General features: G+C 41.1%; 14 protein-coding genes. 6 read left to right on the forward strand and 8 right to left on the reverse strand.

Annotated elements, in window-relative coordinates; all coding sequences use genetic code 11:
* Positions 1-10: 10 nt before the first annotated feature.
* The 5 genes from MSG93_RS06760 to ispH form a co-directional block, all read right to left on the reverse strand.
* Positions 11-814, reverse strand: coding sequence for a pilus assembly PilX family protein (locus MSG93_RS06760; RefSeq protein WP_005282726.1), 804 nt, complete (start codon positions 812-814; stop codon positions 11-13).
* Positions 814-1,800 (reverse strand): PilW family protein, encoded by a 987-nt coding sequence (locus MSG93_RS06765; protein ID WP_324621103.1) that lies wholly within the window; start codon positions 1,798-1,800, stop codon positions 814-816. Before MSG93_RS06765 ends, MSG93_RS06760 begins: the two co-directional genes overlap by 1 nt.
* Before the next feature lies 1 nt (position 1,801).
* Entirely contained in the window at positions 1,802-2,365 is a 564-nt protein-coding gene (gene pilV / locus MSG93_RS06770) for a type IV pilus modification protein PilV (protein WP_005282724.1), read from the reverse strand.
* On the reverse strand, positions 2,366-2,899 hold the full coding sequence (locus MSG93_RS06775; RefSeq protein WP_324621104.1) for a prepilin-type N-terminal cleavage/methylation domain-containing protein: 534 nt from the start codon (positions 2,897-2,899) through the stop codon (positions 2,366-2,368).
* 140 nt (positions 2,900-3,039) lie between these two features.
* Positions 3,040-3,990: a 4-hydroxy-3-methylbut-2-enyl diphosphate reductase gene (gene ispH / locus MSG93_RS06780; protein WP_005282722.1), complete on the reverse strand. Its 951-nt coding sequence runs from the start codon at positions 3,988-3,990 to the stop codon at positions 3,040-3,042.
* Positions 3,991-4,093: 103 nt separating this feature from the next.
* Here ispH and gmk point away from each other — a divergent pair, with 103 nt between their 5' ends.
* The 6 genes from gmk (at position 4,094) to bfr (ending at position 9,040) form a co-directional block, all read left to right on the forward strand.
* Entirely contained in the window at positions 4,094-4,717 is a 624-nt protein-coding gene (gene gmk, locus MSG93_RS06785; RefSeq protein ID WP_005227618.1) for a guanylate kinase, read from the forward strand.
* Positions 4,718-4,786: 69 nt separating this feature from the next.
* Positions 4,787-5,065 (forward strand): DNA-directed RNA polymerase subunit omega, encoded by a 279-nt coding sequence (gene rpoZ / locus MSG93_RS06790; RefSeq protein ID WP_004657467.1) that lies wholly within the window; start codon positions 4,787-4,789, stop codon positions 5,063-5,065.
* A gap of 207 nt (positions 5,066-5,272) precedes the next feature.
* On the forward strand, positions 5,273-7,387 hold the full coding sequence (locus MSG93_RS06795) for a RelA/SpoT family protein (RefSeq protein WP_005282720.1): 2,115 nt from the start codon (positions 5,273-5,275) through the stop codon (positions 7,385-7,387).
* A gap of 164 nt (positions 7,388-7,551) precedes the next feature.
* The gene (locus tag MSG93_RS06800) at positions 7,552-7,932 is read left to right on the forward strand and encodes a RidA family protein (protein ID WP_005227623.1); all 381 of its coding nucleotides are present in this window, start codon (positions 7,552-7,554) and stop codon (positions 7,930-7,932) included.
* Positions 7,933-8,113: 181 nt separating this feature from the next.
* On the forward strand, positions 8,114-8,308 hold the full coding sequence (locus tag MSG93_RS06805; protein WP_004776027.1) for a bacterioferritin-associated ferredoxin: 195 nt from the start codon (positions 8,114-8,116) through the stop codon (positions 8,306-8,308).
* Positions 8,309-8,575: 267 nt separating this feature from the next.
* Positions 8,576-9,040 (forward strand): heteropolymeric bacterioferritin subunit Bfr, encoded by a 465-nt coding sequence (gene bfr / locus MSG93_RS06810; RefSeq protein ID WP_005227625.1) that lies wholly within the window; start codon positions 8,576-8,578, stop codon positions 9,038-9,040.
* 62 nt (positions 9,041-9,102) lie between these two features.
* Here the strand turns inward: bfr and MSG93_RS06815 are convergent, their stop codons facing one another.
* The 3 genes from MSG93_RS06815 to MSG93_RS06825 all read right to left on the reverse strand — a co-directional run bounded on the left by MSG93_RS06815 (position 9,103) and on the right by MSG93_RS06825 (position 12,037).
* Positions 9,103-10,755, reverse strand: a complete 1,653-nt coding sequence (locus MSG93_RS06815; protein WP_324621108.1) for a PglL family O-oligosaccharyltransferase — start codon at positions 10,753-10,755, stop codon at positions 9,103-9,105.
* Positions 10,756-10,836: 81 nt separating this feature from the next.
* Positions 10,837-11,571 (reverse strand): TfpX/TfpZ family type IV pilin accessory protein, encoded by a 735-nt coding sequence (gene tfpZ, locus MSG93_RS06820; protein WP_324621109.1) that lies wholly within the window; start codon positions 11,569-11,571, stop codon positions 10,837-10,839.
* A 43-nt stretch (positions 11,572-11,614) separates the two neighbouring features.
* Entirely contained in the window at positions 11,615-12,037 is a 423-nt protein-coding gene (locus MSG93_RS06825) for a pilin (RefSeq protein ID WP_324621110.1), read from the reverse strand.
* Between the last annotated feature and the right edge of the window lie 105 nt (positions 12,038-12,142).

Genomic DNA, 12,142 nt, shown 5'->3' on the forward strand with positions numbered 1-12,142 from the left:
TTATCCCCAATTAGCTGCTTTTAGTGGCATAGCTCACCACAGCATAATCCATCACTTGTTGACTATAAGGCACACCAATCTTTTCAAAACAGTCCGTGACTGTCTCCGTATCTGAATATTCAGTCGATTTCTCGTTGGTATAATTTTTAAAACATTTATTAATTTCAGTCGTATTTGAAGACCAAGAACTTCCACCCGTCGCCATCCCTGGAATAATGGTAGTGACCACTACTCTTACAGGCTGAATGTTATCCAGTTGCACGGTCGAAGTGTCAGTTCCAATAGGGTAGAACTTAAAAGGAACATCACTATTCACAGCGCTTTTCTTAACAGCGATTTGTGAGATCATAATATCTCGACCACTACTAAAATCATTCGATGTGTATTGGCAAAAGCCTGTCACCCCTAATTCATCATTTTTAATTTGAGTAATTTTCTTGGTATTGTCACTTGGATCAGTTACTTCCTGCCAAGATACGATACTGGCATTTTTTAAATCGAACATATTTTTTTGTGTCTTAGGCCGATAGCAGAAGACCAGCTCCTTCTTTAAAAAACTATCGGACTTCACCATTCCCAACATACCCAAAGAGCTTAAATTTTTCTGCAAGATACTGTTATTTTTATTATCTTGCTCTATTGCAAAAAATACAGCATCAGCAGTTTGTTGCATTAAATTTCTAGCTTGACTATTAGTCGCAATGTTCAAACCTACAATACTCTGTTTAACCGCAAATGTACCGATGATAGTCATCAATAATAGAATAAAAAGTACTGTAATAAGGGTTGCACCTTTTTGAATAGAAATACGCATTACAAGCTCTCCATTAATCCATAACCATTACGCAATGCAACAGTTTGGGTGATCACTTCTCGAACATATTTCTTCGCTTTAGCATCCTCAGTTAAAGTCACTTTCTGATCTAGAATTTGAAATTTTTCTGGAAAATCCTGATTACTTGGTAGGCTTTCAACACCACGCATTAATATACCCAGCTGCACCGACATAATTCGAGCACGAGGTGTCGCATCTTTTACCAAGCTATTGGTAGCTCCCATATAATCTTTTATAGACATATATTTAAATTCGTCTTTACTATTATCCTTAACACCCAACAACACATGAAAATGGTCAACTCGGCGCATAATCACTTCGCCATTACCACCATAGTCACTAATTCCCGTAGGTAATTTAGTCGTCTCTAATAACGTCTCATAACGACCAGCATCACAAGCCAGTGCAAGATCATCGCCATCTTTTCTTAAAAAATAACGTTGTACGATAAATAAGCCTTTATCTATTTCTTCTTTCGTTATTTTTTTCCCTTCACAATCCATTGCTCCAGGCAATACCGCTTTATATTGAATCACCAATTGATCACTTTTATATTCATTAGTATTACTCGAACCATTCCAACCCGTTTGGCCATCTCCCTGAGTCAGCAAAGTAATCTTTGTTGTTTTTTCATCCGTCAAATGAAAAGGAAGATTTGCAGACTGTGCAGGCTGATCTTCCGTAGATAAAGAGCTATAACTCTTCAAATCGGTTAGCACGAGTCCACTATATAAATTACGATCGTTAATCACTGCCAAATTGGCATCTAAATTTGCTAAACGTATATCTTTAGTAATGTAATTCAAACCAAAGTTTCCATTATCCTGAAGCTCAGCCAATGTTTTCTGTAAGTTATAATTAATAGAACCAGAAACGAATAACTGAAAACCCGCTGCAACGATAATTAAGCCCAAAACCAATGCAATCATTAATTCGATTAAAGTCATACCTAATTGTTTTTTCACTTTAGTATGCCTCCAATACGATACACTTCGTATCCGCACCGTAATTACCATTTGTGGTGCAGTCATTACTGTCTGAACCATCTTTGGGATTTGTTTCATCCCATGCAACGTAAATACAATAACGATTTCGCTGGATACCTGAACCCGCACATTGGTTCATTCCTATTTTCATCCCCATTTGATAGGCTTTATAGAGTGCCTGTTTTGCATCCTCAGTTGCAAAAGTCTCGCTATTACAAGCTGTTGCTGTACCAAAGCAAGCCGAATAATTATAAGAACTTAAATTTTCCTTGCCCGAAAATGCCTTTACATAAGCTTTATAAATTTCTTTGGTCCCTTGCTCATTAGTTGTTTCTATTTCTTTGGTCAGACCATCTTGATTTGCACGAATACGTTCAGCAATATCTTTAGCCAAACCCATGGCTTGAATACGTTTAGAGGCTTCAATCGATGAATCCAATGCCTTAACCTGTAATAAGGCAAAACCTAAGATACCAACTGCTAACAGTAGAAGTGCAACCAGCACTTCAACCAAACCTACTCCACGTTGATGCCTAGCTTGCATTTATGAACACTCCTGCCCCTGTCTCGACTCTTTCTTTGTCGTTATTTTGCCTAAGGACGTAATTTCGACATAGTTGGTTATATCTCCATTTGAAATCGCTATCTCAATTGCCGAAAGCGCAACATCAGTTCTTTGAGCATTTCCTTCATCATCGGTATAACCACGAGAGAGTTGGGCTGTGCCATCTGTTGAGAAGATTAATTTATCTACGCCTGCAATAGCCTCAGCATTCCAATGATTACTTTCACATTTAAATTCTAAATATTCGATTTGCTGGCCGTCTGGAATATTCCAGTACAAAATCTGGGAACTCGCATTTCCTGTTTCACCCAAATTCAGCGTTATTTTCTGTCGATGCAAAACTGCATCATAGCGAGCTTGAAGCAACGTTTTCTCAAGTTCTTTTGTAGAGTAGTCTATCTTTTGCTTTGCTTTTACAGCCCGAAAATTTGGTATGGCAAAAGAAGCTACGATCGCCAGCACCGCAATCGTCACCATCAATTCAATTAAGGTGAATCCCCGAGTTTTCCCCATTTCCCCAGCACCCAATTTTTAAAAATTCACTACTCTATCTTAAATTTTATTTTTACAGAACCAATACAAAGCAGATAAGCAGCAAAAAAAACGGATGGAGTGCAATCCATCCGTTTCCAGTTCACATTTTTCTAATAAAATTAGGCTTGTATCACCTGTATACGCAACTCTTTTGGTAAACTAAAAGTGATATTTTCCTCACGTCCCTGTAACTCTTTGGGTGGTGTTGCACCCCAATCTTGTAAACGCTGGATCACCTGTTTAATTAAAATTTCAGGCGCAGAGGCACCCGCAGTCACCCCAATTTTACTGTCGGCTTTAAACCAGTCTTTTTGCAGCTGATCGGCATTATCGACCAGATAAGCGGATTTACCCATGCGCTCGGCCAGTTCGCGTAAACGGTTTGAATTGGATGAGTTGGGTGAACCCACAACTAATACCACATCACACTGCTCCGCCAGATCACGTACGGCATCTTGACGATTCTGTGTGGCATAGCAAATATCGTCTTTACGCGGACCTTGAATTTGTGGAAATTTCGTACGTAATGCATCAATCACTTTCGCCGTATCATCAATTGACAACGTAGTCTGGGTAACGAAAGCGACTTTATCAGGATGATTGACCATCAAGGCTTCCACATCTTCTTCATCTTCGACCAGATAAATGGCGCCGCCTTTGGTTTTATCATACTGGCCCATAGTACCTTCAACTTCCGGATGGCCTTCATGTCCAATCAAAATGGCTTCGGTTCCTTCACGTGCATATTTAGTCACTTCGATATGTACCTTAGTGACTAAGGGGCAGGTCGCATCAAATACTTTTAGACCACGGCGTTCTGCTTCTTGCTGTACTGCTTTGGATACGCCATGCGCGCTAAAAATCACAATAGAATCATCAGGTACCTGATCCAGCTCATCCACAAAAACGGCGCCACGCTGACGCAGGTCATCGACCACAAATTTGTTGTGTACCACTTCATGACGCACATAAATTGGCGGATTAAAACATTCCAGTGCCCGATTGACGATTGCTATAGCACGGTCAACACCAGCACAAAAGCCTCGTGGATTGGCCAACACGATTTCCATAACAACCTCTCTGATCAACTGAATTTTTACGCCAAACTATTTCGTTTAATGGCACGCTACACTACAATAGCCAAGATATTTTATCATATTCAGGAAAAATATCATGTCGGGTCTCTTGTTTGTCGTTTCTGCAGCCTCAGGAACGGGCAAAACATCTTTGGTCAAAGCCCTACTCGATCGAGTCAGCAACCTGCACGTTTCTGTCTCACATACTACACGCGGTCAGCGTCCCGGTGAACTCGATGGCGTTCACTATCACTTTACCAGTAAAGAAAGTTTTTTAGCACAAGTCGATGAAGGTGGTTTCATCGAATATGCCGAGGTGTTTGGAAACTATTACGGTACGTCACAAGCCAAAGTGAAAGAGCAGCTTGAACAAGGTCATGATGTTTTACTCGAAATTGACTGGCAAGGTGCTGAACAGGTTCGTCGACTTTTTCCTGAATCAAAACAGATCTTTATTCTGCCGCCAACCCAGTATGACTTAAGACAGCGCCTGTCAAATCGCGGTACAGACTCTGTCGACGTGATTGAACACCGCTTGAGTTGTGCGGTAGAGGATATGCGTCATTTTGCCAGTTTTGACTATGTCATTATTAATGATGATTTCAATAAAGCAGTACATGACCTGGAAGCAATTATTACCGCAAACCGTTTGGTGACCTTGCAACAAAGCAATCGCCACCAGCAATTAATCCAAAACTTGATTACCCTTAATCGCGAATAACTTGAGTCTTGTATAAAAGCCTTTTATACTACTCAGTCTTTCAAATGTGATGTTCAGACGAGACAACTTATGGCACGTGTAACCGTTGAAGATTGTTTAGACCATGTAGATAACCGCTTCGAGTTGGTACTGGTAGCGAGTAAACGTGCACGTCAATTGGCACGTCAAGGCATGGAACCAACTGTAGAGTGGGATAATGACAAACCAACAGTGGTTGCATTACGCGAGATCGCAGTCGGTCATGTTACTAAAGAAATTTTAAAACAACGCGATCAAGACTATCAAACATCAAACCTTGATATGGTGTTGTCTACAAATTCATTAAACTTAGAAGGTTTCACTTTCTAAATCGAATTTGCTCTGCTGAAAAGCCCATTGTGAAGACACTGGGCTTTTTTGTTTGTTGTAAAATTCAGCGTTATATTGGTAAAAACAATATACTTCATTGAAAAAATTTACGAGTTTTTATAATGAACAAATTGACAAGCTTTGCAATTTGCTTTTCATTAGAAGATAAGCTTATTCATTACTGAATTCATGTTAAAAAGGTGTTATATGCCAGGCGAAGAAGTCAGCCAAGCCAAGCAACAGCTCAAAGTCATCATTGAAGCCTATCTCAAGGATAGTGACGTTCAACGTGTGCTTGCTGCCTGCGATTTTGCTGATTTAGCCCATAGCGGTATTACCCGTAAAAGCGGTGAACCCTATGTATTACACCCGATTGCGGTCAGTTGTATTCTTGCGCATATGCGTCTGGATGCCGATACCCTGATGGCCGCTTTACTACATGACGTGATTGAAGACACTGACTTTACCAAAGACGAAATCGGACAGAAATATGGTCTGGTGGTAGCCGAACTGGTTGATGGCGTGACTAAACTCAGCCATTCCAGCGATAAAGAATATAACAAGGCCGCCTCTTTCCGAAAAATTTTACAGGCGACTCTACAAGACCCGCGTGTCATTATTATTAAACTGGCAGACCGCTATCATAATATGACCACCCTGGGCGCACTGCGTCCCGATAAGCGTGCCCGTATTGCGCAGGAAACCTTTGATATTTTTGTACCGATGGCACGTCTGGTCGGTATGAATGAAATGGCGGATAACCTTGAGCATCTCTGCTATCAAAATCTTGATCTGGATATGTTCAATGATGTGCAAACCGCCTTATTGGAAACCAAACCAAAACGTTGCGAATATCAGGCCATCTGGGAACAGAAACTGACCGATCTATTAAAAAATCATGATTTAAAAGGTCGCATTAAAAAGAAAAATAACAATATCGAATTACTGCGTCACTTTGTTAAAAATGAAATCGACCTGAATGAACTCAGCCATAGCCATGCCTTTGAAATCATTTTACAAAGCATTGCTGACTGTGACCGTCTGGTCGATGCGCTTAAAGATAATTTTCAGGTTTTACAATATAGCGACCATATTCGCCGCCCTCTTCCGGGGGGTAACCAGTCCTTAATGATCAAGCTCAAGGGCGAGAAAACCACGCTTTCCTTGACCATTCAAACCGAACTAATGCGCAAAGCTGCACGTTTCGGGGTGGTCCTGGGTGAAAATGCGCCACAAGCCTGCCGTTCTGCAATTCAGGCGTCGATGCAGAATCTGAATACCTTGATCGATAGCGGTTGTGCCAAAACCACATTTAGCGACTTGCTGGACTATTTGCATCAAGAAAAAATCTGGGTCTATACCCCACACGGGCAATTACACGAATTACCGCAAGGCGCAACGGTGGTTGATTTTGCCTATTCAGCCAGCCTATTTTTAGGCAACCATGCGGTCGGTGCCAAAGTCGATGGCGAAATCCGTCCTTTATCGACACCCTTGCATAGCGGACAGGTGGTCGAGATCATTACCGATGTACTGGCCACACCCAATCCGGACTGGCTCAGCTTTATCAACACCCAGAAAGCCCGTCGTGCCTTACAGAACATGCTGCGTGAGCAAGATATTGATGAGCAACGTCTGGTCGGTCAGCAAGCCTTGAACCGGGCCTTAAAACTGTTCCAGCGTTCAATCAACGATCTATCGCAAACCGACTGGATTAACGTACTTGAATGGCGTCATTTAAGTAGCAAAGATACCCTGTTTGAACAGATTGCAGTCGGTGATTTGCTACCACAACTGGTGGCTAATCATTTATTTTCACAAGACTATTCACAGCATCAGGAAACGTCCGACCGCTTGATCGCGGGGACTGAAGGTGTCGATGTCAAATATGCGCATTGCTGCAATCCGGTTCTAGGCGATCCGATTCAAGGGCACTTATCACGACGCGGTTTAATCGTACATCGCTCACGCTGTCGTAACTTATTGCATGAACAGCATCTGCATCCAGAAAATATTATGCCGCTCAACTGGCAATCTGAAGAAATTGATGATGTCCGCTTCAGTGCCTATCTATGCATTCATATGGAAATGAATGATGAACAAATCTCTGACCTGATCTATCAATGCCGTAAAGCCAAAACAGGGGTTGAAATGGTCCACTCCCAAGACCAGAAAACCTATGTCAATATCGTCGTCAGTAACCGTAACCAGATTGCCCAGATCATTCGTGACTTACGCATGCACTTTGGTTTCCCGCGTATTGAACGCCTGAATATGCCAATTGTACAGCCCGAAGTTGCCAAAGCCGAAACCGTGCATTAACACCTAAGCTTTGCCGTAATCGACATTGCACAGATTCCAATCCAGTAAAAACTCAAGAATAGATTCAAACAACAGCGACTAAACAGTATTCAGCGCTTTCGTGTTTGCACTTTTGTGTTAAAGTCGCATTGTTTAAGAGAAAACATAGGACTTAGGAGAGCTTAATGTCACGTCAAGTTATTCATACTGAACACGCCCCTGCTGCTATCGGAACATATTCTCAGGCAATTCTTGTTGGCAACACGCTCTATCTCTCAGGCCAGATTGGTTTAGATCCGTACAGTATGGAACTTGTAGAAGGCATTGAAGCGCAAATCCGCCGTGTATTCGACAATCTTAAAGCAGTATGTACTGCTGCTGGTGGTAGCTTGGCAGATATTGCCAAACTGAATATTTTCCTGACCGATCTTTCACACTTTCAACTGGTCAACCAGATCATGGGCGAATATTTTGCTCAACCTTATCCAGCGCGTGCAGCACTGGGTGTCGCGAGTCTACCCAAAGGCGCACTGGTCGAAATGGATGGCATTGTGATCATTGCATAAGATATTTTTAACTTATAATTATCAATAAGATAAAAAATACTCAAAATACCGCCGATAAAGCGGTATTTTTTTATTCAAATTCCCAATAAAGTTATGAACTGCATTAGAATGAAATTCATTGACAAACGATAACAATTATCAATAATATCAATTATCGCATTTATATTTGTGGATCACTCCCATGTATGTTTGTTTATGTCGTGGAATTACAGATCAGGATATCAAAGACGCTGTTGCTAACGGCGCTGAAAGCTATCGTGAAATCCGTGACCTACTCGACCTAGGCACCTGTTGTGGTCGCTGTGCACCTGAAGCACGCGCAATTATTAGTGATGAGCTTGCTGAAATTGCAGCACGTATTTCCATTGCAGCCTGATTTAATTTAAAAACGACTTATTCATGTAAGTATCTTTTACGACTCCACCGCTTCTTGCAGAATCTCAAAGGTTCCTCATCCAGCGGTTTTTTTATGAAAATCACATTCCTATAATCATCTTTGGTTGTTTCAAATACTCCTCTTATGATTGTGATTTTCATTTGCCGTTCTATAAATTACTCGCCAGAACATTATTTGTTGATTAATATAAGATAAATTGCCTTAGCTACTAGGGCATCAACACTTGGTGTTTTTGGAGTAAACGCAATGAAAGGCAATCGCGAAGTTATCAACCAACTGAATCAGGTGCTTTACCACCATTTAACCGCCATCAACCAGTATTTTTTACACTCGCGTATGTTTAATGACTGGGGGATTGAACAGTTAGGTTCAGCTGAATACAAAGAATCGATCCGTCAGATGAAACACGCCGATAAAGTCATTGAGCGTATTTTATTTCTGGAAGGCTTACCGAATTTACAACATTTAGGCAAACTCTATATCGGCCAACATACCGAAGAAGTGCTGAACTGTGATATTCGTAAAGTGAAAGAAAATATTGAAGCGATCAAGCAAGCGGTTGAGCTTGCCGAAGCTCAACAAGATTATGTCACCCGTGATCTGGTCCAGGAAATTCTAGAGAAAGAAGAAGAATATTGGGACTGGCTCGATACCCAACTTGATCTGGTTGAAAATGTGGGTATTGAAAACTATATTCAAAGCCAGATTTAAATCTACAGCAATAAAAAAAACCAAAGCAATGCTTTGGTTTTTTTTATTGCAAACAGTCTAGTTTAAGACTGTTTTACCTGTGTCTTTTTATTTAATTCGATAATCTCTGCCAGACTCAGCTTTTGCTTATACAACTGCCTCAAAACCACCAACTGTTGCTCTGCTTCCTCTAACTTGTGATTGTAGGCCAGTAGCTGCGCATACTTCTTCAGGTTATAAGGGGTGGCTTTATTCTTGACCATTTCTCCCAACAGGCTTAGCTCAGACTCAGACATTTTGGTTTGCGGTTTTAAAGCAATCCAGTCAAGACGTTGCTGAAACTGGGTCAGTACTATAATTTTAGAGCTACCCAAAATTTCTGCTGTAGGCGCTTGGTTTTTAAAGACCAGACGGCTATTTTCCTGATAGAGCTTATAATCACGCCAGATCAGCAATACCACGATTAGTGCAAGCACTCCAATACAGCGAATGAGATGCTTATTGACCGTTATGCCTTTTAGTTTTGGTGTTTGGGCCTGAATCAATCCCAGCAAGAAGCCCATAGGTAGCAGGAAGTAAGCATAGCGTTGTGGAAACTCCAGCATGGCATGAATCAGGATGGCACAGACCATCAAGATCGCAATAATCGAGCTGGTCTCCTTGGCATTCTTATTCAGCCAGAACAACCACAGCGAGATATAGCCAATAATCAACAGCCCGAGTGGCACACCATTCCAGACCAGCAGATCCAGCAGTACATTATGTGCGCTGTTAAACCAGACCTGTACGGTATTGAACTGAATACTCTCGAACACCGCAATACTGGTTTGACTCCAGCCATAACCAAACCATGGCTTCTCGGCAATGGCATGTAAGATCTGCACCCACATACCCAGGCGCTCATGCCCCGACCCTGCACGTTGCGCAATGGATGCAGTCTGGGTCACACCAGTATCAATGCCTGAGCTTAAGAGCTGGCTCAGCACAGGGAGTAAATAACCTGCAATGAACAAGTACAGCCCGACCCAGAGCACTAGTCTTGGGAAATTAAATCGCGGTGAGTTTTTATATTGTTTATAGATCCAGTAAAAGAACAGGAATATACACACCACCCAAGAGGTTCTGGATTGGGTCAGCGTGATGGCAAAGAGCGTGACCAAACTTGCTGGGATTAACAGCCACAAAGTCAGCCTTCTTTTTTCATATAAATATAAGCCGCCCATCAGACCCATAATTAAAAAGGTTGCCAGATTATTCGGTTGTCCAAAGTTGGCATAAGGTCGTCTGGTTTTGAGCTGTATAATTCCATCGATATAGGCTTCGAGATTTAACCACTGCACGATGGCCATAATCGCACTGATAAACGAAATACTCAGCAACAAATAGCTCACACCCAGCATGATCCGTTCGCGTTGCTCTGCTTGCAGGCTTAAGTTGTAACCCGCAATGATCATTAACCAGAACACAAACAGGTAACCGAAGCTCAGGAATGCGGTACTGAAATCCGTAATTAAACCAAAAGCCCACTGGCATAGTGGAATAAACGCAATGCCCAACATCAAAATTTGAGGACGTGGAATTTTTACATTTTTATTGAACAGCAGAGCCAGTAACGCCACGCCACCGCCAAAGCTTGCCAGTTCACTGGAAAAAGTCACCCAGGGATAGGTATGGACTGGAGATAGCCAGGCAAAACTAAACAAGATGCTGGCAAGTAAAAAGCATAAAAATTGCATAGGTCATACATGAAAAAAGGCCTAGCGAATTATATCGTTAAGCCTTAAGATAGAAATCGGATATCAGACAAAAATTACAATTTACTTCCACGGACGTAAGTCGACAATCTTAACCACTTCGCCTTTTTCTTTGTTAATGAGAACGGTCATATCCATGCTTGTCGAGCTTAAAGGTAACCATGCATCTGCTTGAGGATATTTTTTTATAATTTCTTCAACGTCATGCTTCTGATTAAACGCATTTAATACTTCAAGCTGATGGGCATTTTTTTGTATTTGTTGCTTATTCATTTCAATGGCTTGATAAAGCTCTGGACGCATCGCATTAGAAATTCCGGTTGTCACTGCTTGAAATATATTCTTATTGCGCTCTTCAACCGTATTTCCCGCATTTATCGCAACAAATTGAGGTCTAAACCAAGACGGTGTCTGATATTGCGCTTTGGCTGTATCAATATGTTCTTCATTGATGTCATTATTACGGATCAGTTCAAAGCGCTCGCCATTCTGTACAATCCAGACAGGACGCCCTTGTGCAATGCTATATACGCCATAACAAAGTGCAGCTAATTGAATGACAATAATGACGGTCAAATCCATTTTGAGCGTTTTTTTACCTTCTTTATAAACCAACAAGCCTAGTGCTGGGCCAATGATCACATCAATCGCCAGCATCATTAAAAAGATATTGGTAACCCCTACTGCTTTTGCTAAGGGGGCTGGATACCATAGAAAGAAAACTATCCCAATAACAATTAAAGCAATAAAAAAAGAAATGGCTAAATGGCTAATAAAAAATTTTATGCGTTTTGACATGGATATCCTTAAAGTAAAGGGAGTCCTTATAATTTCAGAACAATTAAATACAATCCACAGGTTTTAACCGATTAGGAATTCCTGCTGATGCGCTACATCGCCAAGAACCATTTGCTTGACGATTTAAATATATTGATTTACCAAGAAGAACACTAGCTACACTATGCATCTGGCATTCTAGAGCAGGTTGAGATACACCACCAGCGTTTGGAGCATGAACCACATAATGACAAAATTGAGAATCAGGCGCTGAGAATCCCATATTATCTGTGGTAAAAGCACTACTATTAGCACCATCATTCATCACCAGTTCATACTGTGTTCTCGCACCATTCAACTCAGCAATTGCAGAAGTAATTTGTGACTTAGCTACATGATTTTGATACATCGGTAATGCAATAGCTGCCAGTACCCCAATAATTGCCACCACAATCATTAATTCAATTAATGTAAATCCCTTATTCATGACTGCCTACAATTTCTAAATATACTAAAGGAATACAAATATCATGCCATTAAATTTATATATAAAATTCAAAAACTTAATCTTAGCAGTATGATTCTAATATGA

Origin of the sequence: Acinetobacter sp. IK40 (assembly GCF_035615075.1) — a bacterium.
GTDB lineage: Bacteria > Pseudomonadota > Gammaproteobacteria > Pseudomonadales > Moraxellaceae > Acinetobacter > Acinetobacter courvalinii.

Bases quoted from the DNA above. Each gene is read 5' to 3' on its own strand.
- ispH (WP_005282722.1), bottom strand. From the start codon at position 3,990: ATGGAAATCGTGTTGGCCAATCCACGAGGCTTTTGTGCTGGTGTTGAC.
- MSG93_RS06775 (WP_324621104.1), bottom strand. From the start codon at position 2,899: ATGGGGAAAACTCGGGGATTCACCTTAATTGAATTGATGGTGACGATT.
- bfr (WP_005227625.1), top strand. From the start codon at position 8,576: ATGAAAGGCAATCGCGAAGTTATCAACCAACTGAATCAGGTGCTTTAC.
- MSG93_RS06805 (WP_004776027.1), top strand. From the start codon at position 8,114: ATGTATGTTTGTTTATGTCGTGGAATTACAGATCAGGATATCAAAGAC.
- pilV (WP_005282724.1), bottom strand. From the start codon at position 2,365: ATGCAAGCTAGGCATCAACGTGGAGTAGGTTTGGTTGAAGTGCTGGTT.
- MSG93_RS06760 (WP_005282726.1), bottom strand. From the start codon at position 814: ATGCGTATTTCTATTCAAAAAGGTGCAACCCTTATTACAGTACTTTTT.
- gmk (WP_005227618.1), top strand. From the start codon at position 4,094: ATGTCGGGTCTCTTGTTTGTCGTTTCTGCAGCCTCAGGAACGGGCAAA.
- MSG93_RS06825 (WP_324621110.1), bottom strand. From the start codon at position 12,037: ATGAATAAGGGATTTACATTAATTGAATTAATGATTGTGGTGGCAATT.
- MSG93_RS06800 (WP_005227623.1), top strand. From the start codon at position 7,552: ATGTCACGTCAAGTTATTCATACTGAACACGCCCCTGCTGCTATCGGA.
- MSG93_RS06815 (WP_324621108.1), bottom strand. From the start codon at position 10,755: ATGCAATTTTTATGCTTTTTACTTGCCAGCATCTTGTTTAGTTTTGCC.
- rpoZ (WP_004657467.1), top strand. From the start codon at position 4,787: ATGGCACGTGTAACCGTTGAAGATTGTTTAGACCATGTAGATAACCGC.
- MSG93_RS06795 (WP_005282720.1), top strand. From the start codon at position 5,273: ATGCCAGGCGAAGAAGTCAGCCAAGCCAAGCAACAGCTCAAAGTCATC.
- tfpZ (WP_324621109.1), bottom strand. From the start codon at position 11,571: ATGTCAAAACGCATAAAATTTTTTATTAGCCATTTAGCCATTTCTTTT.